Raw genomic sequence first — 20,703 nt, 5'->3', positions numbered from 1 at the left:
CTTCATTTCAACCGATTGCGAAGCGAAGACAGGATCGCCTGCTTGGAGGCGGTTCCTCCCGCGCATCCGTCAACGCAAACATCCGTCAATCTGACATAGCCGCCGTTGCCGGCGATGACCGGATCACCGTCGATCGCATAAGCAACCTGCCCGGGAATGGCAAGGAACGGTTCCGGCGACACGATCCTGGCAGCCGACCAGATCGTGACTTTCCTGTGCCCTTCAAGGAACGAGAAGGCCCCAGCAAAGGGGCGGCCAGAGGCCCTGATCATGCGATCGACCGCTTCCACCGGTTGTGCCCAGTCGATCAGGCCGTCCTCTGGGCGCCGCGGATAGCAGCGCAGCGCATCCTCCGGCCGAGTGGATTGCGGGGTCAGAATCAAGCGAGCATTCGCGGCAGCTTCGACCACATCCAGAAACGCGTCGGGAATAGCCGAGCGCAACCATTCATAGACGTCAGCGACCGCGCTGGTCGACGTCAGGGGAAAAAGCCGTCTGGCGGCGACAGCGCCGGCATCCAAATCATCCTCCATTCGATGAATGCAGAGCCCAACCTGGCTTTCTCCGTTCAGAATTGCCCAGTTGGGACAGGCATTGCCCCTGTAGCGCGGCAAGTCTCCGGGATGCGCATTGAAGATACCATGGCCGAACAGGGCCCGCACATCGGCCGGTATGAGAGTGAGCCAGTTCATCGAGATCGCAAGGTCACACCCGGCGCTCCGGGCCATCGCGATGCCGCTCTCGGAGACGAGCTCCCTGTGACGCAGGAAGGGCGCTCCAGCAGCCTGCGCGAGTTCTTCGAAATCCCGCTCCGTTGCCAGCTCGTGGCCGGAGGGCTTGCAGGTCGCAACGAAGGCGATCTCGTGGTTGCGCCCCAAGGCGCGCCGCGCGGCCTCAAGGAGCATCTCTGTTCGGCCGATCACGCCCAACCGAAGCTTCTTCATCAGACGCGCTTCCTCTCACCCCTCCAGCGGGCGACACACTCGCTCACCGTCCATGACCGCGTCCCTTTCAGCCGAGCCAGCACGGCATCGAAAAAGGATCCCGTGCCCGGCGCCTGCGGATCGAGCGGAGGCAGATCGGCTCTCTTCAACGCCGCCAGCGGTCCGCGGCGCTTCAGGGCCTCGTAGGTTGCGAGCCGGGAGGTATTCAGAGCGACATGGACCGGATGGAAATTGAGCACCTTCCAGCCGGGCGTATCCAGTTCCGCCCCCGCCGCATCCCAGGCTCGGCCGGCCATCGCGTGCATATTGTCCTGAAACACATGCGGCAGGCGGACGATGGTATCCCCTTGCTGGGAGATATGTAGTTCATGCGGCACGACATGCTGCGCGCGCGGAAGGTGGATCGAGCAGTCGACCTCGATGCCGAACTCGCAGGCCATGCGCGCCAGCAACGGCTCGGACTGCACCAGGGAGTGCGTCCGACAAGCCGTCGCGCGAGGATACCAGTTCCGGAGCGTGGCGAAGATCTCCTCGGGGGTCGAGCCATGACTGCTCCCCGGCAGGAAATTGGGATGCAACCCGATCTCGATATGGGAATTATCGCCGAGCGAACGCAGGAAGGGACTTTCATGCGTCGCGAATAACGTCGCTCGCACGCCCGCCCGCGCCAAACGGTCGACGACATCCTCGACCATCCAATCCGGCGCCCAGTCGATGTCGAGCGTGACGAGAACGGGAGAAGCTCCGCCTGCCGGTTTTTCGCTAGCAATGACCGTCATGACTGCGGCTTGGTCGCGACGAGGTAGACGCCGAAGCGATGCTCATCGCCCTTCCAGTTATACCGGGTCAACCGCTCGATCTGGAACGCCGACAGCGCCCCCTCGATCTCATGTTGCCTGAAGTGATGAAAATGAATGTTGTCGCGAATCAACTCGGCGCGATGGGTCCATATCAAGCTCGCCAGGAAAAGCTTGCCGCCCGGTTTGAGCACTCGAAAGGCCTCGTCGAGGGCCGCATGATAATCGAAGACATGATCCAGGCTCGTCAGGAAGGCAACGCCGTCCAGTACCTCGGATGAAATGGGCAAGAACTCGGCCATGCCGACAATGCAAGGCTCAGGCCGGGGACCAAGGCCGGGCTCAATCCCGAAGTAGCGCACGGCCGAGGGAAACAGGAGGCGGCTCAGCGCGGGATTATCGCATCCGACATCGAGAACGAGCCCTTCCGCATCCCGGAGAAGCTCGCGTGAGCGGTGCAGATGGCGGCGGTACCAGTCGTCGGATAATGGCGTATTGTGATCGCCGCCGGAATTCTTGACCAAATTCAAATAGATATACTGCAATGCCGGATCGGCCGCATCCGCGAGATCGATCCGCAGCCTATCGCCGTCGAGACGATCACATACGAAATCCGGCAGCAGAAGAGGCCGACCTTCGTGGAATCGTAGGGGTAACCGATCGGAAGTCGCGCCAGCCTCAAGGGCAAGGCGCCTGCCGCCGCCGGGCTCCGCCAGGATGTCGATCAGATTCTCGATCCTTTGATTGGCGGCACATGCCGCGGGATCAAGGCTCTCGACAGCGAGTCGCGTCATGTCATCGGCGATCGGCAAAGCGGCCCAGGAGCCGGAAGCGGCCATCTCAAATCTCCAACGAAACATTGGCGATCAGGGCCGACAGACCCCGCTCGAACGAGGTCATCGCCGGCCCCAGTTCTCGATTCATCACGGCGATATCCGCCACATAGTTCCCTGGAAGCTCAGCGCCCTCCGTAAAAGCCACCGGCATCCCCAGTCGCTCGGCGGCCATTGTCGCGATATCGCGAACCGTCACCACATCGGGGCCTGCAATGTTCGCGACGAGCGGCTCGCGCCGATCCAAGGCAGCGACGAAAGCAGCCGCCGCATCATCGACCCAGATCGGATTCATCGCTGGCCCCGTGCCGCCATCCACCCGCACGTGCGCGCCCTCACGGATCGACTTGATCAATCGGGGTATCAGGAAGCTGGCGGCCTGCCCGGTTCCGTAGACGAAAAACGGCCGGAGAACATGAACCGTGAGATGCGGGCGGAAATAGCTCAGCAGGTTCTCGGTCACGGCCTTCGCCGCGAGATAAAAGCCGAGCTCGGACCCGGGACGCAACGGCGACGCTTCTCGGATCGGCGTCGACGAGGGGCCGTAGACGCCACCGGAAGAGGCCATGACCATGCAACCGGCACCGGCGGAGACAGCGGCTTCCGCGAGCGCCACGCTCGCGGCGACATTGACACGAGCCATTGCCCCAGCCCGCTTCGGAAACTCATGCCAGCCAGGCGCCTGTGCCAAGTGGATGAGACCGTCGAAAGCACCAAGTGCCGCCAAGCGCTCTTCGGGACGATCGCCCAGGTCGATCTCGACCGCATCTGCGCCTGCCGGAACCCGCTCCAAACTACCCGGCCTCACCACAGCCACGACCGAATTCTCCGCGGCCAGCAGTTGACGCACCACAGCGAGCCCAATCAGGCCCGCCGCTCCGGTTACGACCACGCGGCGCGCATTCCCGCGACGCGTCACAAGCCTTGCCCTCGACCTTCCTTCTGCACCACCATCATGAGATGTCCTCTTCCGCTGGCGGCCGGCCATGCGCACGAACATGATCGTAGACGCGCTCGAAACGCTCGGCCAACCGATCGGCCGACCACCATTTGATCGCATGCTCGCGGCTGGCCAGGCCGATCTCCGCACGTTTCGCCGGATTCAAGGCGAGATCGCGCAGTACGTCCACGACGGTGCTTTCATCGGCATGCACGATCGGCGTCTCCTGGATGCAGGCCGTCGCAGGCGAACCGTCCTGTTCAAACTTGTTAACGCGGCCGATGACCGGCTTTCCGAGCATCATGCCCTCGCGGGCAAGAGCGCCATAGCGGCCATAATTCAGCTGGTCGACGACGATGTCGGCCTGGACCTGGACGAAACGATTGTCCCGGCTGGGGACCGCGTCGACAAATGCCAACTCAATGTCGATTCCCTCGGCACGCAATTGCTCGATCGCGCTGATGACGGCTCCGGTTCCCTTCACATTGCGGCCGTCGACCGTCCTCGCCTTGTAATTGCCGACGCCGTGATAGACGCGGACCGTCTTTTCGGATCGCGGCATGTTGTAACGGTCGGGAACCGAGAGGTCAGGCCTCCAGGTCTCCGGATCGAGGGCAAAGGTCAAAGGCCCCCGGAACGCGGTGGGGTGCCCCTTGAAATCGAATGTCGGATCGGTCTCTGTGCAGAACAGATCTACCATGGCCGTCATCTTCCGGCCCCAGGCCAAATTCCTCTCGTCCGAACACACGTCCGGTCGGCTGTTCCAAACGCAATTTCCGCAGGTCGAAGGAGACCAGTCGCGGAACTGCGTCTGGGAAACACCGTCAAGGCAGCCGCTATGCGAGTAACCGAGCAGGATTCCACGTCGCTTCGCCTCGACCATATCCCAAGGGATCGCGGAAAATCGGCTATCCGTATCATATAGTTCCGGAAACAGGCTGAAGACACCAAGCCCATAGTGATGGATGATACCGAAACGATCGGCGTTGTTTCCGATGAATTGTCGAAGCAAATCGCGATGTTTCGCCGGATCCGGATCGTATACGACCTCATCCTGCCCATGATACAGCCAGCCGTTCTCACCAGCCGGCGATTCGGTAAGCAAGGACACCGCGTCCCATCCCCGCGCACGCAACGCCTTGGCAAGATAGTAGAAATTATAGTAGCACGGCCGCGTGAACAGAACCGAGCGACGCCTCGGCTCGGCAAACACATAACCCCCATAATACTTTATAACATTTTTGCGCGCTTCTGCGTCGGCCCAGAAATCGACGCAGGCCTTGTCGCCGATGACATCGACGATATCACCGGCAGGTCGCTCAGCCGGAGGCGGCACCCGCTTGTTGAGCCACGCGATCGCCGACATCATGTTTTCAGCGATGTCGGCGAGAAATGTCACGGCCTCGATGCGCGTCAGGACCCCGGTGGCGTCCCGCTTCAGAAGGATGGGCCGAGCGTGTTTCTTCTTCAGGAAGTGGACCAGGTCGACGAGATCGACGCTCCCGTAGCGGCCAACAGATCGAGCCTCGTCGAGCAGAATGACGACTTCATTGTCGCGCAACGCGACAAAAACGGCGTAATCGTCGGCGAGGTCGACGTGTTTCCTGACCAATCTCTCGAACTGATCGCCTAGGTATTCGTCGAGCGCACGCTGCGAATCGTCCAGCTTCCTGATCTGCCTGCGCGCGCCTTCGAGCAAACCCTCTAGCTCGCCGATACGTCTCTCGTTATCTTCTATCTTAAGCCGATTGGAATCGGTCCGCTCAAAAAGATTCTTCAAAGAATTCTCGACAAACGACTTCCACTGCTGACCGCGCCGGAACAGATTGAAGCTGGACATCTCGCAATCCCGGCGCGATTCTGCGATCTTACTTCCGCCTATGCTGGTCCGCCTTGCGCCACTCGATCAAGCGGCGCAGCCCCTCGTCAAGCGCGATCTCGGACACGAAACCGATCTCCTCGCTCGCGCGCTTGGGCGAGCCGATACGGTTGCGTACCAGCGTTGCCTGGCTGCGCGGAGCATAATTGATCGGCTGATTGCTGCCCGTCAGATGACAGATCCGCTCTGCCAGTTCCTTGAGAGACGTCCGCGTGCCGGTCCCTACATTGTAGAAGCGATCGACGGTTTCGGCTCGCATCGCGCAGAGATTGGCCCGCGCGCAATCCTCGACCGCCACGAAGTCGAAAGCTTCCGAACCGTCGCCAAGAATCGTCGGACCTTCACCCCGATCGATCGCGTCGAGCATCTTCATGATCACGGCGATATAGGCGCCGCGGTAATCCTGCCGCGGACCGTAGACGTTCATGTAGCGCAGCCCGACGAGGTTGAGCCCGTAGCGATGGTGGAATGCCCTCGCCATCGCCTCGCCCGCAATCTTGGTCGCACCGTAAAAGTTCTTGTTGTTGAACGGGTGGTCCTCGGTCATCGGCTCCTCGACGGCATCGCCATAAACCGACGCGGAGGACGAGTAGACCAGTCGCTTGACGTTCTTTGCAACGCAGGCTTCGAGTACGTTGAAAGTCCCGCGCACATTGACGTCGAAAGCCGAGCGCGGAAAATCATGGCACTGCAGAAGCCATAATGCAGCAAAGTGAAAGACGCCGTCAGCGCCATCGAAAGCGCTCTGCAGAACGTCCGTCTGCATGATGTCGCCGCCGATGTCATAAATCTTGACCCGAGGATCCTTGAGGGCATTCTCCAGGTTGGGGCGCGTACCGCGAACGAAGTTGTCATAAACGAGAATCTCGCCGACATCCGTCCGTGTCAGCTGATCAACCGTATGCGATCCGATCAGGCCTGCGCCGCCGATCACGACGACCTTCTTATTCTTGAGATCCATGTTTATCCGTCGCGAAAACTGCAGATCCACGAAATGCCCGCACGGCAGGCACAGGCGCATGCGCGCGTTGTATAACAGCCTCCGTATGGATGCCAGCGCCGCGTGCGGACCAGCCAGCCGCGGTTTGGAAAATGCCTCGAAGTGCGATATCAGCCGCGCCTGAGCACTCCCCACCGCAGATCGTCCGTTCCGAAAGGTCTCCGACTTCCCATGTGCGGCATCGCCGGGATTCTTCAGTTCGACCCCATGGCCACGCCCGACAGGGCGCTTCTCCGGCGCATGACCGACCTCATCGCCCATCGCGGCCCGGATGACGCCGGCCTGGAGATCGTCGGCCCTGCGGCGCTCGGCCATCGCCGCCTGTCGATCATCGACGTTAGCAATGGCGGGCACCAGCCGATGGCGAACGACGATGGCAGCATCGTCATCGTCTATAACGGCGAGTGCTACAATTATCGTGAGCTGGCCCAGGGCATGCGCGCCAGGGGGCACAATTTCCGCTCGTCCTCCGATACCGAAGTCATCTTGCGCCTCTACGAAGAGAAGGGCGAGGCCTGCTTCTCGGAACTGCAGGGCATGTTCGCGCTGGCGATCTGGGACGGACGCCGGCGCCGGCTCGTGCTGGCGCGCGACCGGCTCGGGATCAAGCCGCTCTACGTGACGCATGATCGCGAGCGCCTGCTCTTCGCCTCGGAGATGAAGGCGCTGCTGGCCGATCCGCGGACCGGGACGGAGATCGACCGGGTCGCGCTCGGCGACTATCTGCACCTGCTCAGCATTCCCGATCCCCGCTCGATCTTCCAAGGCATCCGCAAACTGCAGCCCGGCCATCTGATCATCGCCGACGCAAGCGGCGTGCAGGAGCGACCCTACTGGACCCTGCCGGTCGCGATCGACGAGGGCATGAGCTACGAAGCGGCAGTCGCCGGCTTCGAACAGCGCTTCTCCGACGCGGTGTCCTCGCATATGGTCGCCGACGTGCCGGTCGGCGCATTCCTGTCCGGCGGCGTCGATTCCAGCGCCATCGTCGCGCTTGCGGGCAAAGTCACCGAACACCCGATCGAGACCTTTTCGATCACTTTTCCGGGCCTCGAGGAGTTCGACGAGAGCCCCTATGCGCAGGCGGTCGCCGACCATTGCGGCGCCAAGCACCACGCCTTTCGGCTGACGCCCGACCTGGTCGAGGCCCTCCCGAAGATCGCCTGGCACGCCGACGAGCCCTTCGCCATCTCCTCCGCCTTCGCACTGTATTTCATCTCGAAGGTGGCGCGCGACCATGTGAAGGTCGTGCTCAGCGGCGACGGAGGCGACGAGGTCTTCGGCGGCTATGTCTGGCGGCATTTCGACTTCCCCGACATGCCGAAGGCCGCCTCCTGGGGCGCGCAGCAGGCCGCGAACATGCTCAGGCGCTATCCGGCGCTTCGCCCGCTCGTCCCGAAGCGGCTGTCCGAACGCCTCGCCAGCCTCGCCTCGCGCGACCAGCGCTATCTCAACGCATTCATCTCGTTCCACGACAGCGACCTCCATGAATTGCTGGAGTCTTCGCTGGCAGCCGACGTCATCGAGGCATGGCAGGACAATGCCGTGCAGCGCTGCCTGGAAAATGCGCCGGGCGGCGAGCAACTAGCCGCGAAGCTCTATGCCGACATCAAGACGACGCTGGTGAGCGAGATGCTGACCAAGGCGGACCGGATGACCATGGCCAACGGCCTCGAAGGGCGCGTGCCCTTCCTGGACCATCGACTGGTGGAATGGGCCTTCACCGTGCCGGCGCGTCACAAGATCCACGGCACGAATGGCAAGGCCCTGGTCAAGACGGCGCTGGAGCGCCATCTGCCGCACGACATCCTCTACCGGAAGAAGCAGGGCTTCAACGTGCCGCTCAAGGTCTGGATGCGCGGCGAATTGCGCGAATTCGTCCGCGACCACCTAACGCCTGCGCGGCTGCGCCGGCGCGGCATCTTCAAGCCGGATGTCGTCGAGGCCATCCTGCAGCAGCACGAGAGCGGCACCGTCGACGCGTCCAACAAGATCTTCGCCATGCTGATGCTCGAGCTCTGGCACGAGACCTTCGTCGACCGGCGCGACACGTTCATCTCATCGGCCGAGCCGGCACTGGCCTGACATGGCGCCCAAGACCAATCCTCTGCGCGTCCTGATGCTGTGCGCGCACGAACCGACGATGGATCCCAGAGTGAAGTGGGCCGCGACATCCGCCGCGCGCAGCTTCGAGGTGACGGTTCTGGGCTTCAACAATGCCACCGGCTCCCTGCCCGAGCACCAGGACCTGGACGGCTATCGCCTGGTCCGGCTGCCCCATCGCTTCGTGTCGCTGCTGACCTATCCGTTGGCATTCGCCAAAACCGTCCCGCCGCTCCTGTGGCTCATCCTGCTCGCGCTTTCGCCCCTTCTTGCCCTGCTGCTGGCCTTTGTCGCGCTACCGCTCGCGCTGATGCGGCTCATCCGGCAGACGCTGGGCGCTGGCCGCGCGGCCGCAGGTCCCGCAGCCGCCCGACATGCGGGGCACGACAGCGCCGAGGAGGAGACGCGGCAGCGCGAGCGCATGCTCGGCTCGCTGCGCGCCCGCATCTCCTATGTTGCCAATCTCATGCGCATGCAGTTCGGCCCGGCCGCACATTGGTTCAATGCCTATATCGACGCGCTACCCGTCAAGCCGCAGACGATCCACTGCAACGACCTCGACACGCTTCTGGTGGGCGTCGTCGCCGGCCGGCGCCATGGCTGCCGGGTCGTCTACGACGCGCATGAATACTATCCCCACTGCGATCCCTATGCGCGCTGGCTCGATATCTGGATCTTCTCGGCCATCGAATGGATCCTGCTGCGCCGGACCGACGCCGCCGTCACGATCAACGCTCCGATGGCCGACCAGATGAGCGCAGCCTATGGCTATCGCCCGATTTATGCGGTGCCGAATGCCGAGCCGCGCAGCGATACCGCCGTCGTCCCGCTGCGGAGCGCGATGACCGAGCTGGCCGCCGGCAGGCTGAAATGCCTGGTGCAAGGGCGGTACTCGCCGAAGCGCGGCATGGAAGAGGTGATCGAGGGCTGGCGCCATGTCGACTCCGCCAAGGCCGCCCTGTTCCTTCGCGGTCCCGAGAACGAGCACAGCCGCGGCGGCCGGGAGCTCGCCGCCAGGCTCGGCCTGCTCGATCGCTCGGTCTATTTCCTGCCGGCGGTCACCGAGGACGAACTCGTCGCGGCCGCCGCGGAAGCCGATATCGGCATCATTCCCTATCTGTCGGATTTCGTGATCTACGAATACGCCTGCCCGAACAAGCTCGCCCAATACATGCATGCCGGGCTGGCCCTGCTGTCGAACGACCTCGCCTATGTGCGCTCGGTCATCGAATGGGGCCATGCCGGCCTGATCTACCGCGCCGCAGATAGTGGCTCCCTCGCTACGGCCGTCCATCGCCTCGCCGACGACGCGGATCTCCGGCTCCAGCTCAAACGGTCCGCTGCCGATTTCGCGCGCGACACCTTCAACTGGCAGGCCTATTCACCGATCTTCGATGCCCTGTATCGCGGCGAAACGCCAAAGCTTGCGCCCGACGGGACCATCGCCAAAGCCGCCTAGACACAGCAGACCAGAACAGAGGCCATCTTGACCCGCACCCTTCTCACCGTCGTCGGCGCCAGGCCGCAGTTCATCAAGGCTGCACCGGTCAACCACGCGCTGCGACGCATCGGCGGCGTCCGCGAAATCCTGATCCATACCGGCCAGCATTTCGATGCCGCCATGTCGGATATCTTCTTCCAGGAACTCGACATCGCGCCGCCCGAGCATAATCTCGAGGTCAACAGCCTGGGTCACGGCGCCATGACGGGCCGCATGCTGGAGAAGCTCGAGGCCGTCATGCTGGCCGAGAAGCCGGATGCGGTGATGATCTATGGCGACACCAACTCGACCGTCGCCGGCGCGCTGGCGGCCGCGAAGCTCCACATTCCCGTCGCCCATGTCGAAGCCGGGCTGCGCTCGTTCAACCGGCGCATGCCGGAGGAGATCAACCGCGTGATGGCCGATCACCTGTCGGCCTTGCTGCTCTCGCCGACCCACACCGGGGTCGACAACCTCAAGCTGGAAGGGATCACCAAGGGCGTCCATCATGTCGGGGACGTGATGTACGACATCACTCTTACCGCCGTGGAGCGCGCGCGCGGCCAATCGACTATTCTCGACCGGGAAGGCCTCGTTCCGGGAGCGTATCAGGTCGCGACGATCCATCGCGCCGAGAACACCGACGATCCCGAACGGTTCGAGCGCGTCCTGTCCTGGCTGGAGCAGGCGGCGAAGATCTTGCCCGTGATCATGCCGATCCACCCGCGCACGCGAAAGGTTCTGGAGGCACGCGGCCGTTCGCTGGCGAATGTCCGGCTGATCGCCCCGCTCGGCTATCTCGACATGGCCTGGCTGGTGAACCGGTCCGCCAGCATCATGACAGATTCCGGCGGCTTGCAGAAGGAAGCGTATTTCCATCGCGTCCCCTGCACGACCCTGCGCGACGAGACCGAATGGGTGGAGACGGTCGAGGCAGGATGGAACCGCCTTTGGACCGCGGAGACCTATGCCCCCCGGCGTGACATCGCCGATTACGGCAGCGGCCAGGCCAGCGACATCATCGCCGCCAAGGTCAAGGACCTCATGAACTGAGCGGATCGGGGCACCGCTGCGTCGCGCTTCCGACGCGAGCCAGGCGGACGCCCCTTGGACGTGCTCTTGACTGTAGTGTAAGAGCGCCGCTCGACCGGGCTCCCGAGAGCATACCGGGCAGCAGGAAAGCATTTTCAACCGATGTGCGGCATCTTCGGATATTTCGCGCAGCAGGGCATCGCGGCGCCCGAGCAGCAGCAGCTCCGAAACGGCTCGACGGTGATCGCCCATCGCGGCCCCGACGGCCAGGGCATGACGTGGTTCGACACCCGCTCAGGCGCGGCCGGGAGCGCAGCCTTTGCCCATGAAAAATGGACCGGCGCGCGCGAGCCGACCCTGCTGCTGTCCCACCGACGCTTGGCGATCATCGATCTCTCGACCGACGCGCTCCAGCCCATGGCCTCCGACGAGGACATGCTGTGGCTTACTTTCAACGGCGAGATCTACAACTATCTTGAGCTGCGGCAGGAATTGCAGGCGCGCGGCGCCCGTTTCCGCACGTCCTCGGACACCGAGGTCATCCTCAAGGCCTACGAGGCCTGGGGGATCGACGCGTTCTCACGCTTCGTCGGCATGTGGGCCTTCGCCCTGCTCGACCGGCGCAGGCGGCGCCTGATCCTTTCGCGCGACCGGTTCGGTATCAAGCCGCTTTACTACACCAAGACCGCCAATGGCTTCGCCTTCGGTTCCGAGATCAAGCAACTGGTCCAGCTGCCCGGCGTGGAACGCCGGGCCAATGACCGCGTCATCCATGACTTCCTACATTACGAAGCGTCCGATTGCGGCGACGAGACGTTCTTCGAAACGATCATGCGCCTGCCGCCCGGGCAGAATCTGGTCGTCGATCTCGACGACGGCTCGTTGACGCAGAAGGCCTATTACGATCCGCTTGAACAGAAGGTCGATGTTCCCGCGACCGCTGCGGCGGCTGCCGAGCGCTTCAGGGAGCTTCTCAAGGAGAGCGTGCGGATTCACCTGCGCGCCGATGTTCCCGTCGGCACCTGCCTCTCCGGCGGCCTCGACAGCTCGGCCATCGCCATGCTGATGCGCGAGATCGCCAATGAGGCGGGGCTGGCGATCGACCGCCATGCCTTCAGTGCCGAATTCGACGTGCCGGAAGCGGATGAACGCTACTACACGCGCCTGTCGATCAAGGCCGCGGAAGTGCGCTCGTATATCGTCCAGCCGCGCGAGGAGGATTTGCTCGCCGACCTGCACAAGCTGGTCTGGCATCAGGACGAACCTTTCGGCTCGACCAGCATCTACGCGCAATGGAGCGTCTTCCGACTCGTCCAGCAGACGGGCGTGAAAGTAGTGCTGGACGGCCAAGGGGCGGACGAGATGCTCGGCGGCTATGCCAGCACCGTGCCGTTCTTCCTGCTCGAACAGAAGGCCCGGCAGCGGCATCTGCTCGCCTTGCGCGAGAGCTGGCAATGGGCGCAACTGCAGGGCAAGTCCTTCGCCTCGCAAGTGCCCTATCCCGGACTCAAGCGCCTCCTGGGTGCATTCGCCCCGTCCAGCCAGCCGGCATCCGCCGCAGAGCAGCCCTGGATCAATCCGGCTTTTGCTGCCCGTCATGCCGGAAATTCGGCTTATGTCGAGGCTCTTTCTCCCCAACCCTTTGGCGCCGACGGCCATTTCGGCAACGTCCTGCACCGCTTCTTCTTCAGAACGAACCTGCCGGCCCTGCTGCGCTTCGAGGATCGCAACTCGATGGCCTTCTCGGTCGAGGCACGGGTTCCGTTCCTCGATCACCGGCTCGTCGAATACGCCTTCGCCCTGCCCTCCCGGTTCAAGATCCGCGACGGGTACACCAAGCGTGTGCTGCGCGACGCGATGGAAGGCACGCTGCCGGAGGAAATCCGGATGCGCGCCCGCAAGATGGGCTTCGCGACGCCGGAACGGCTCTGGCAGACCGGTCCGCTGCGGGCTCTCGTCGAATCGGCCATCGCCGACCCGAAGCTCGAGCCCTATCTCGACCGCGCCGCCGCCACGGCTCATTTCGAACGCATCCGCGCCGGCCAGAGCTTCAGCTTCGCGCCTTGGCGCTGGCTGAACCTTTCGCTCTGGATGAAGGAGTTTGCGCTCTGAAGCCGCGAATTGCGTCCGGGAGCTTCGAGGTCGTTTCGCTGACGCCGCTGGCCCTGCGCGCCGACAGCCGAACACTGAAGCAGGCGGCATCGGTTCATCGGCTGGGCTATAGATCGGTCGTCGTGGAAGGGCGGGAGAGCGGGCTCGATCCGAACAGCCTGCCTTTCGAAGTGATCAGCGCCGTCCCGCCTCCGGAAGCGGCGGCCGCCCCGCCGGCAGGCGCGGAGACGAACGACGCCCTCTCGGGAGACGCGCCGACACTGCCACAGGATATCTCGGCCAAGGCACGCCGGAAGGCGACGACGATCCTTGCCCTGATGTCGCGACATTGGGACGGGATTCGCGGCCATCGCAGCGAGGACGGCATCGCGACGAGATCGGCCACCGGCCTGGTGCCGATCGCGATCCGCCTTGCGCTCCTATCGGTCTATTACTGCACGCTCAGAATCGTCAGCTTCGGCGCCAGACAAGCGATCCTCGTCCTCAATAAGCTGATCTACAATAATTTCGCGGCTTTCCTTCACCACATCGCGGCGAGCTATCGCGCGCATACCAGACCTACGCGAAAGGTCACGCCGCCTGCGAAGCTTTACTACCTGCACGCACCCTATCAATTTCCTGCAATAGCGGCTCGGCGCCTCGTGGGGCGGTCGAAATATATTTACGACGCACATGACTTTTATTCACACATGGACGACCATGCACGGCTGCCGTCGTTCTGGACCCGCTGGATCATGCCTTGGGAAAACATGATCGAACGCTGGTGCGTGCGCCATGCCTCCGCCGTCGTCACCGTGAACCAAGGCATTGCCGAGTTGATGAAGGCGCGTTTCGGACGCGACGTCGTCGTCCTGCGGAACGCGCATGATCCTCGCCTCGAATCCACCCCGGATACGACTCTGCGCTGCAGCCTCGGTCTTCCCGGCGATGTCCTGCTCACCGTTTGCATCGGCCAGTGGAAGCGCGACACCGCCATTCTTCAAGCCATGCAGGCCTTCGCAACCCTGCCCGCACAGCACCATCTCGCATTTCTCGGCGCCAATTTTCCATCCTATGCAGCCGAGGTTGCGGAGTTGGGCCTGATAGGCCGGGTGCATTTTCACCCCGCCGTCAAGGCCGATCAAGTCGTGCCCTTCGTCCGCTCGGCCGACTTCGGTCTGCTGCTTTATCACGCGGTATCGCCGAGCATCCGGAATTGCCTCCCGAACGGCTTCTTCCAGCCGCTCGCCGCGGGGCTGCCGATTTTCTATCCGGAGCTTCCGGAAATCGCGCGCATCGCCGAGCCGCTCGATCTCGGCCTGCCGATCGATCCACTCGATCCGGCCAGCATCGCTCAGGCAGTCCTGAGACTCTCCACCGACAGCGCCTTGCGCGCCGCGAAGACGGCCCGCGTCGAAGCGGCCCGCCATACCTTGAGCTGGGAACGAGACGAAGAAGTGCTAAAAAAGCTGATCGAGGACTTGATCGGCCCGCCACACGCCGCTTAGTGCACGAACACGCGCCCCACTTGACACAAATCCATGCAGAAGAAACTCAAGACACTTTATCTCACCGCCAACGGTTTCGGGAAGGTCGTCGTGACGACCGATACCGTCTTGCGCGGCATCTTCGGCGCGAAGGACGGCACGCCGCCCCCGGCGCTGTTCCGGAACAACAAGTATGTCGTGAATCTCTATGCGCACCTGCGCCAGTTCTATGACAGCCTGTCCTATATCGGCGACTGGCAAGATGCCTTCGTCCGCTCGCCGCGCCTGGATGTCGAGGTCTGCAATATCAACGACCTCATCCATTTCGGGCGCTGCCTGCTGAAGATCCGCAGCTACGACCTGATCGTCGTCTCGCACGCCGCGGCCGGCGACGACATGACCATTCTGACCAAGGCCGCTTCGCTGCTGGCCCGGCGGGCCTGTCCGATGGTGGTCTTCATCGGCAATGAATACGATCTTCTCGACGAGAAAATCGGATTCATGCAGCGCGTGAAAGCCGATCGCATCTGCAGCCAGCTGCCCATCGACGCCGCCCGTTATCTCTATGAGGGGATCGACGGCAGCCGTATCCTGTCGATGCCGCATGCGCTGAACCCGCACGTCTATCGCCCGCCGGCCCACGAGGAGCGGGAGGTCGATATCGGCTTCGTCGGCGACATCTACTGGCCCTTCGTCGGTGATGAGGAACGCACGCACCTGATCCGGCACTTCGAAGCGCATGGCACCGATTACGGGCTGAGATGCGACATCCGGGCCGGCCAGATGGTCCGTCTGCCCCGCGAAGAGTGGGCAACCTTCCTGCGCCGCACCAAGGGGCTGATCGGTGCCGAGTCCGGCACGTATTATCTCAACGACCGTGGGAAGCTCCTGACGAGAGCCCGCGACTACAACCTGAAGGAAAACCAGAAGGCGAGCTTCGCCGAGGTCTTCGAGAAGTTCTATGCCGGCGTGACACCTGCCGTGTCCGGCAAGAGCGTCTCGTCACGGCATTTCGAGCCGATCGGGGCCAAATGCTGTCAGCTCCTGCTCGAGGGCGACTATAACGGGACGCTGACCGCCGGTGAGCACTACATCCCGATCAAGCGCGACCTTTCGAACGTTACCGAGGCCGTACGGGCTTTCAAGGACGAAGGCTATCGCCGGCGGATCGCCGATCAGGCCTATGAGCACGTGATGGCCAACCATACCTATGCGCGACGGGTCGAGTTCGCGCTGTCGACACTGTTCTGAGGGCCTTTTGAAGCCTCTTCGCATCCTCGCCATCGGCTCGTCCGGCAGCACGCATGTCGCCGGCCGGGTGCGCTGCTTCGCCGACCGCGGCCATCATGTCAGTCTCCTGACGGACAAGGTCATCGGCCTTCAGGGGGTGACCGAGCTGACGCCTTCCGCTCCGCCCGGGCAGGATCAGTGGATCGCCACGATCGCGCGCCTGCTCAGCCGGCTAGTGAGGCGCGATCTGAGCGGCCCGGCCGATATGGCGCGGCTGATGCTCGATTTCCGCCGCAAGCTGCGGCAGGCGGATGCCGATATCGTCCATATCCATTTCGCCTACAGCACCTGGGCCTGGATGGCGGCGGCCCTGGGCGCCCGCCCGCTCGTGGTCAGCATCATGGGCGGCGACATCCTGTTCGAAGAGCAGGGCAGCCCCACGCCACGCGGCATCGCGCTGACCAAGCGGCTGCTCGGCCAGGCTGACCTGATCACCTCGAAATCCGACTTCCTGATCGGTGTACTCAACGATCTCGGTGGCTACGGCGCGAAGGCGATCCGGGTGGTCTGGGGTGTCGACCCAGCGGTCTTCAAGCCAGCGGACGGAACCGCGTTGCGTATAGCGAAGGGAATTCCCGCCGAAGCGAAAGTCGTTCTCAGCCCGAAGATCCTGACGCCGTTCTACAACATTCACATCCTCGTCGAGGCGATGGCGAAGATAGCCGCAAGCGTTCCCGAGGCGCATCTCGTGCTGACGGAATATGGAGCGGACCCGGCCTATCGTGCGCAGCTCAAACAACGGATCGGCGAACTCGGCCTTTCGCATGCGGTGACATTTGTCGGCCACATCACGCACGCTCAGATGCCGGATTTCTACAGTCTGGCCGATGTCGCGGTTGGCATCCCGGCATCCGACGGACTGCCTCAGACACTACTCGAGGCGATGGCCTGCGGTGTGCCCAGCGTCATCGGGCCCCTCGATCGGTATGGCGAGATCGTTCAGCACGAGGAGAGCGCGCTGCTGGCACAACTAAACCCGGCCTCTGTGGCGGATGCCGTGGTTCGTCTGTTGCGCGATGAGAGACTTTACGAGCACATCGCGACGCGTGGCCGCGCGATTGTTGAGACAGAGGCCAATTTCCCGCAGGAAGCGGATCGGGTCGAGCGTGCCTATGAGCGGTTATCTGCTGCCGGCAAGGCGGCGTATAGGCCTCGCCTGAGCATGCTGAAGGATGTCGCGCTCTATTGGCTTCGGTGGTAATCACGCCCAACTTTCGAAGCGGTGCGGTCGGAAAGGTTCGTTTTATGAAGAATCTCGTCAAGAAGGCGATCCGTAGAATCGCGGGCATGCGCCCTGCAGCGACCAGCCCGCAGCAGCGCGTCGCCCGCGGAGCGGCGACGGCAATCGCGGACAGCGAGACGCAGGATTACTGGACGGGCTTCAACGTGACCCTGCACCGCCGCTTCAAGGATGCGCAGGAATCCCTCGACTTCTTCCATTGGCGGAACGACCAGTACTTTGGCTATATCGAACGCATGCCGGTGGCCGGCTTCGATGGTAAAGCCGTTCTCGACTATGGTTGCGGCCCCGGCCACGACGTGATCGGCTTTGCCAATTATTCAGAGCCATCCCGCCTTGTCGCAGCGGACATCTCGCCGAGCTCGCTCAAGGAAGCGGAAGAGCGCCTTGCGCTGCATGGCAAGGCCGCCGAGTTCGTCCAGCTCGATCCGGCTGCGCAGGGTTTGCCGTTCGCGTCGGACAGCTTCGACCACATTCACTCGTCCGGCGTGCTGCATCACATGCCAAATCTCGATCTGGTCATGACTGAGCTGCGACGCGTCCTGAAGCCTGGCGGCACGTTCAACATCATGGTCTATAACTACGACAGCCTGTGGATGCATTTGTTTGTCGCGCACCATAAGCAGATCATCGAAAAGGCCTATCAAGGGCTCAGCCTGCGAGACGCTTTCACCAGCACGACTGATACTGAGACCTGCCCGATCGCCGATTGCTATACACCAGAGGAATTTCTAGGCATCGCCCAGCGCAATGGTTTCGAGGGCGTGTTTACGGGTGCCGGCATCTCGATGCACGAGTTACTGATCGCGCCGACGCGTTTCTCAGCAATCCAAGACCAGTTGCTGCCGCGCGAATGCCGCGAATTTTTACTCGCCCTGAAAGTGGATGAGCACGGCTACCCGATCTATAACGGTCATCTTGCCGGCATCGACGCCTGTTTCCAGCTTAGAAAGCCGCATGAGTAATGGCGCTCTTTCCGAGGGCGGCAATATATTCCGACTCAAGAATTTCTACGCCATTTCAAAATTAAGCTCTAACTACTATAGATCGCTGCATAATTAGATGCATCCGTAAGCTAATAGCTCTAGCGAAAGCGACGAATTACTTAAATATTTGCACGCCTCGATCATATTGAATTGTGGAACGGAGACACCCGCGAGCTGTCACACTGGCTAATATGGCGTACCACGCGCGCCTATCTGAAAAATTTGTACGAAATTTTGTGTCGTCGATCCTGGCTTCGCGAAGTGTCATATGGTCATTACGACAAGCAACCTTCGACATGAGAGCTGGCTCTTTTGAGTTGCTCGCCAATCCAGAAGCCGCGTGCGCAGCATCTCTTCGTTAGCCTGCATCTCTCATCGCGACGCTAGACTGCATTGCTCCAATCACCACTCCGCCCTCCTCAAGCGTCAGTTTGATTCCACGCAGGTTGTTGTGAGTCGGCACGCGTCTGCCCTTTTCGAAGTCGCGGATCGTGGAGAGGCCGAGATGGGCGGCCTTTGCGAGGTCTTGCTGGCTCCAATCAAGGAGTGCGCGGGCGGCGCGGCATTGGGCTGGCGTGATCATGAAGTCGGCATAGCCTGATCAACGCTTTTCGTCGAGTGTCGACTATTTCAGTTGACTGGAGGCGCCATAGGAAGGGAACCGTCCGTCACCGACGATTTTCGTCGCTGGAGGACGATGATGACCCTGATCCTGGAGTTCAAGCACAAGCTCATTTTCTACAAGCCGGGCATCCTGCGCTACGCCATGCGGCAGGCCCGCCCTCGGTTTTCAGGGCTGCAAACCCGGGCTCAACGGCGCCAGTTGCTGTCTCAGTCCCTTAAGCGCGGATGGGCGGAGGCGAGGGCCGAACTGGCCGCTCTTAAGCGACTGCGGACTCTTGTACCGGAAGGCCACGCCGGACTGCTTCGCAACCCTATTGGCACTGGCTCGACGACGACCTCGCGGAACCTGACTCCCGCGACTGCCCTCGCCCGTCAGCAGCTTCACTGAGGGGATCGTGATGAACCGCAGTTTGCCTCTTCCGCTCACCGTAGCTTCCCAGGCGCTTACCTACGAGGTGCTTCTGGAGCCCCTGCCTTCGGCCTCCCGGCTCAGCCCGGCCGAGCTCGCCCAGGCCTATCGAGCCTGGCGGTTCGGAACGCGTCGCGCTGCGTCTTGCAGCCCTCTCGGCAGGAGGGCCAGGCGATGACCAACGCAGCGCGTTACCGGCGCTCAGCCGCAACCATTCGGCTAGCCGACGGGGGCCCTGCCCTCACGATCACCCCGCTGAGCCTGTTGAGTTCTGCGCTCGACCGCGGCGCCGACCAACACGTGTTGTCTCAGCTGATCGGCTTGCATGAACGCAGCCGCCTGGATGATGCGCGCCGCGCTTTCGAAGCTGCCCTCGCAGCCGCCAAGGCCGAGCTCCCCGTGATCGCGAAGACCCAGATCGCCAGTATCGGAGCCAAGCATTACCGCCATGAGGATCTGGCCGAGATCGCCCGCACGATCGGGCCGATCCTGGCACGCCACGGGTTGGCCTATCGCTTCCGCTCGAACAGCGACGGCGACAAGGTCACCATCACCTGCGTCATCTCGCACCGTGACGGCCACAGCGAAGAGAACAGCCTCAGCGCCGGCGCCGATCACAGCGGCGAGAAGAACGCGATCCAGGCGATCGGATCGACGCTGACCTACCTGCAGCGGATGACGCTGAAGGCAGCGCTCGGTCTTGCCGCAGCCGATGACGACGACGGTAAGGCCGCAGGGTCCGGTGAGACCATCACCCGCCAGCAGACCCGGGAGCTACTCGCGCTGATCGACGAGGTCGGCGGTGAGCGCGAGGCCCTGCTGCGCTTCTTCAAGATCAAGGCTTTTGCCGAACTGCCAGCGCGCCGCTTCCGGCAGGCGCTGGTGATGCTCAACGCCAGGAAGGGACGGGGCTGATCATGCTCGAGATCATCAACTGCACACAAGGCTCCCCGGAATGGGCCCAAGCGCGCCTGGGCATCCCGACCGCGTCCGAGTTCGCCTCGATCCTGACCAAGGGACGCGGCGGCACTGAGAGCCGGACCCGGCAGACCTATCTCTACAAGCTCGCCGGCGAACGCCTGACCGGGGAGGTGATGGAGAGCTTCACCTCTGCGCATATGGAGCGCGGCAAGCTGATGGAGGAGGAAGCCCGCAGCGCCTACAGCTTCGTCACGAGCCTGGAGTGCGAGACCGTCGGGTTCTTGCGCCGCGGGCAGGCCGGCGCCTCGCCCGATGCGCTGATCGGTCAGGACGGCCTGCTCGAGATCAAGACCAAGCTGCCGCATCTCCTCATTGAGGCTCTGCTCAAGGGCGAGTTCCCGCCGGAGCACAAGGCCCAGTGTCAGGGCCAGCTCTGGGTCGCCGAGCGCGACTGGATCGACCTGGCAATCTATTGGCCGGGGCTGCCGATCATGATCACTCGGGCTCATCGCGACGAGACCTTCATCACTGAACTCAGCACAGCCGTCACACAGTTCAACGAGGAGCTCGATCGGATCGTCACGCAGGTCGCCGCCTACGGTCGGCTGGAGGCTGCCTGATGAGTGGGCGACGCGAGTTCAACCGCA

Annotated in this window: 18 protein-coding genes; 11 read left to right on the top strand and 7 right to left on the bottom strand. The window is 62.7% G+C overall.

Annotated features, from left to right (window positions below):
- Positions 1-2: 2 nt before the first annotated feature.
- From AC3WMA_RS22435 to AC3WMA_RS22410, 6 genes are read right to left on the bottom strand one after another with little or no spacing between them, the layout of a single operon-like run.
- Positions 3-944 carry a methionyl-tRNA formyltransferase gene (locus tag AC3WMA_RS22435; RefSeq protein WP_492287545.1) on the bottom strand — a complete coding sequence of 314 codons (942 nt, stop codon included), beginning with the start codon at positions 942-944 and terminating at the stop codon, positions 3-5.
- Positions 944-1,723 carry a polysaccharide deacetylase WbmS family protein gene (locus AC3WMA_RS22430; protein WP_492287544.1) on the bottom strand — a complete coding sequence of 260 codons (780 nt, stop codon included), beginning with the start codon at positions 1,721-1,723 and terminating at the stop codon, positions 944-946. Before AC3WMA_RS22430 ends, AC3WMA_RS22435 begins: the two co-directional genes overlap by 1 nt.
- Positions 1,720-2,580, bottom strand: a complete 861-nt coding sequence (locus tag AC3WMA_RS22425; RefSeq protein WP_492287543.1) for a methyltransferase domain-containing protein — start codon at positions 2,578-2,580, stop codon at positions 1,720-1,722. Before AC3WMA_RS22425 ends, AC3WMA_RS22430 begins: the two co-directional genes overlap by 4 nt.
- A 1-nt stretch (position 2,581) precedes the next feature.
- Positions 2,582-3,562, bottom strand: coding sequence for an NAD-dependent epimerase/dehydratase family protein (locus AC3WMA_RS22420; RefSeq protein WP_492287641.1), 981 nt, complete (start codon positions 3,560-3,562; stop codon positions 2,582-2,584).
- Positions 3,528-5,354: a glycosyltransferase gene (locus tag AC3WMA_RS22415; protein ID WP_492287542.1), complete on the bottom strand. Its 1,827-nt coding sequence runs from the start codon at positions 5,352-5,354 to the stop codon at positions 3,528-3,530. Before AC3WMA_RS22415 ends, AC3WMA_RS22420 begins: the two co-directional genes overlap by 35 nt.
- A 28-nt stretch (positions 5,355-5,382) precedes the next feature.
- The gene (locus AC3WMA_RS22410; RefSeq protein WP_492287541.1) at positions 5,383-6,708 is read right to left on the bottom strand and encodes an NAD-dependent epimerase/dehydratase family protein; all 1,326 of its coding nucleotides are present in this window, start codon (positions 6,706-6,708) and stop codon (positions 5,383-5,385) included.
- Between AC3WMA_RS22410 and asnB (AC3WMA_RS22405) the strand changes: the two genes are divergently transcribed.
- The 8 genes from asnB (AC3WMA_RS22405) (at position 6,601) to AC3WMA_RS22370 (ending at position 18,081) form a co-directional block, all read left to right on the top strand.
- Entirely contained in the window at positions 6,601-8,478 is a 1,878-nt protein-coding gene (gene asnB / locus AC3WMA_RS22405; protein ID WP_492287540.1) for an asparagine synthase (glutamine-hydrolyzing), read from the top strand. The genes AC3WMA_RS22410 and asnB (AC3WMA_RS22405) overlap by 108 nt on opposite strands.
- 70 nt (positions 8,479-8,548) lie before the next feature.
- The gene (locus AC3WMA_RS22400) at positions 8,549-9,955 is read left to right on the top strand and encodes a glycosyltransferase family 4 protein (protein ID WP_492287539.1); all 1,407 of its coding nucleotides are present in this window, start codon (positions 8,549-8,551) and stop codon (positions 9,953-9,955) included.
- Between the two features lie 27 nt (positions 9,956-9,982).
- Positions 9,983-11,029, top strand: coding sequence for a non-hydrolyzing UDP-N-acetylglucosamine 2-epimerase (gene wecB, locus AC3WMA_RS22395; protein WP_492287538.1), 1,047 nt, complete (start codon positions 9,983-9,985; stop codon positions 11,027-11,029).
- A gap of 141 nt (positions 11,030-11,170) precedes the next feature.
- Positions 11,171-13,120, top strand: coding sequence for an asparagine synthase (glutamine-hydrolyzing) (gene asnB, locus AC3WMA_RS22390; protein WP_492287537.1), 1,950 nt, complete (start codon positions 11,171-11,173; stop codon positions 13,118-13,120).
- Positions 13,072-14,607: a glycosyltransferase gene (locus tag AC3WMA_RS22385; RefSeq protein WP_492287536.1), complete on the top strand. Its 1,536-nt coding sequence runs from the start codon at positions 13,072-13,074 to the stop codon at positions 14,605-14,607. The genes asnB (AC3WMA_RS22390) and AC3WMA_RS22385 overlap by 49 nt, the downstream gene beginning before the upstream one ends.
- A 33-nt stretch (positions 14,608-14,640) precedes the next feature.
- Positions 14,641-15,837, top strand: coding sequence for a glycosyltransferase family protein (locus tag AC3WMA_RS22380; protein ID WP_492287535.1), 1,197 nt, complete (start codon positions 14,641-14,643; stop codon positions 15,835-15,837).
- The gene (locus tag AC3WMA_RS22375; protein WP_492287534.1) at positions 15,797-17,077 is read left to right on the top strand and encodes a glycosyltransferase family 4 protein; all 1,281 of its coding nucleotides are present in this window, start codon (positions 15,797-15,799) and stop codon (positions 17,075-17,077) included. The genes AC3WMA_RS22380 and AC3WMA_RS22375 overlap by 41 nt, the downstream gene beginning before the upstream one ends.
- 44 nt (positions 17,078-17,121) lie before the next feature.
- Entirely contained in the window at positions 17,122-18,081 is a 960-nt protein-coding gene (locus tag AC3WMA_RS22370; RefSeq protein WP_492287533.1) for a class I SAM-dependent methyltransferase, read from the top strand.
- 379 nt (positions 18,082-18,460) lie between these two features.
- On the opposite strand, the gene AC3WMA_RS22365 is transcribed toward AC3WMA_RS22370, so the two are convergent.
- Positions 18,461-18,685, bottom strand: a complete 225-nt coding sequence (locus AC3WMA_RS22365) for a helix-turn-helix domain-containing protein (protein WP_492287532.1) — start codon at positions 18,683-18,685, stop codon at positions 18,461-18,463.
- A 117-nt stretch (positions 18,686-18,802) separates the two neighbouring features.
- On the opposite strand from AC3WMA_RS22365, the gene AC3WMA_RS22360 reads away from it, so the two are divergent.
- The 3 genes from AC3WMA_RS22360 to AC3WMA_RS22350 all read left to right on the top strand — a co-directional run bounded on the left by AC3WMA_RS22360 (position 18,803) and on the right by AC3WMA_RS22350 (position 20,676).
- Positions 18,803-19,114, top strand: coding sequence for a hypothetical protein (locus AC3WMA_RS22360; protein ID WP_492287531.1), 312 nt, complete (start codon positions 18,803-18,805; stop codon positions 19,112-19,114).
- A 195-nt stretch (positions 19,115-19,309) separates the two neighbouring features.
- A complete protein-coding gene (locus AC3WMA_RS22355) occupies positions 19,310-20,050 on the top strand; it encodes an ERF family protein (RefSeq protein WP_492287530.1) in 741 nt (246 codons plus the stop codon).
- Between the two features lie 2 nt (positions 20,051-20,052).
- The gene (locus AC3WMA_RS22350) at positions 20,053-20,676 is read left to right on the top strand and encodes a lambda exonuclease family protein (protein WP_492287529.1); all 624 of its coding nucleotides are present in this window, start codon (positions 20,053-20,055) and stop codon (positions 20,674-20,676) included.
- Positions 20,677-20,703 lie beyond the last annotated feature (27 nt).

The sequence above is a fragment of the Allobosea sp. FW305-C-101 genome, assembly GCF_058783685.1.
Note: the sequence above shows the minus strand (reverse complement) of the source record. Positions and strands in the feature narration are given on the sequence as shown.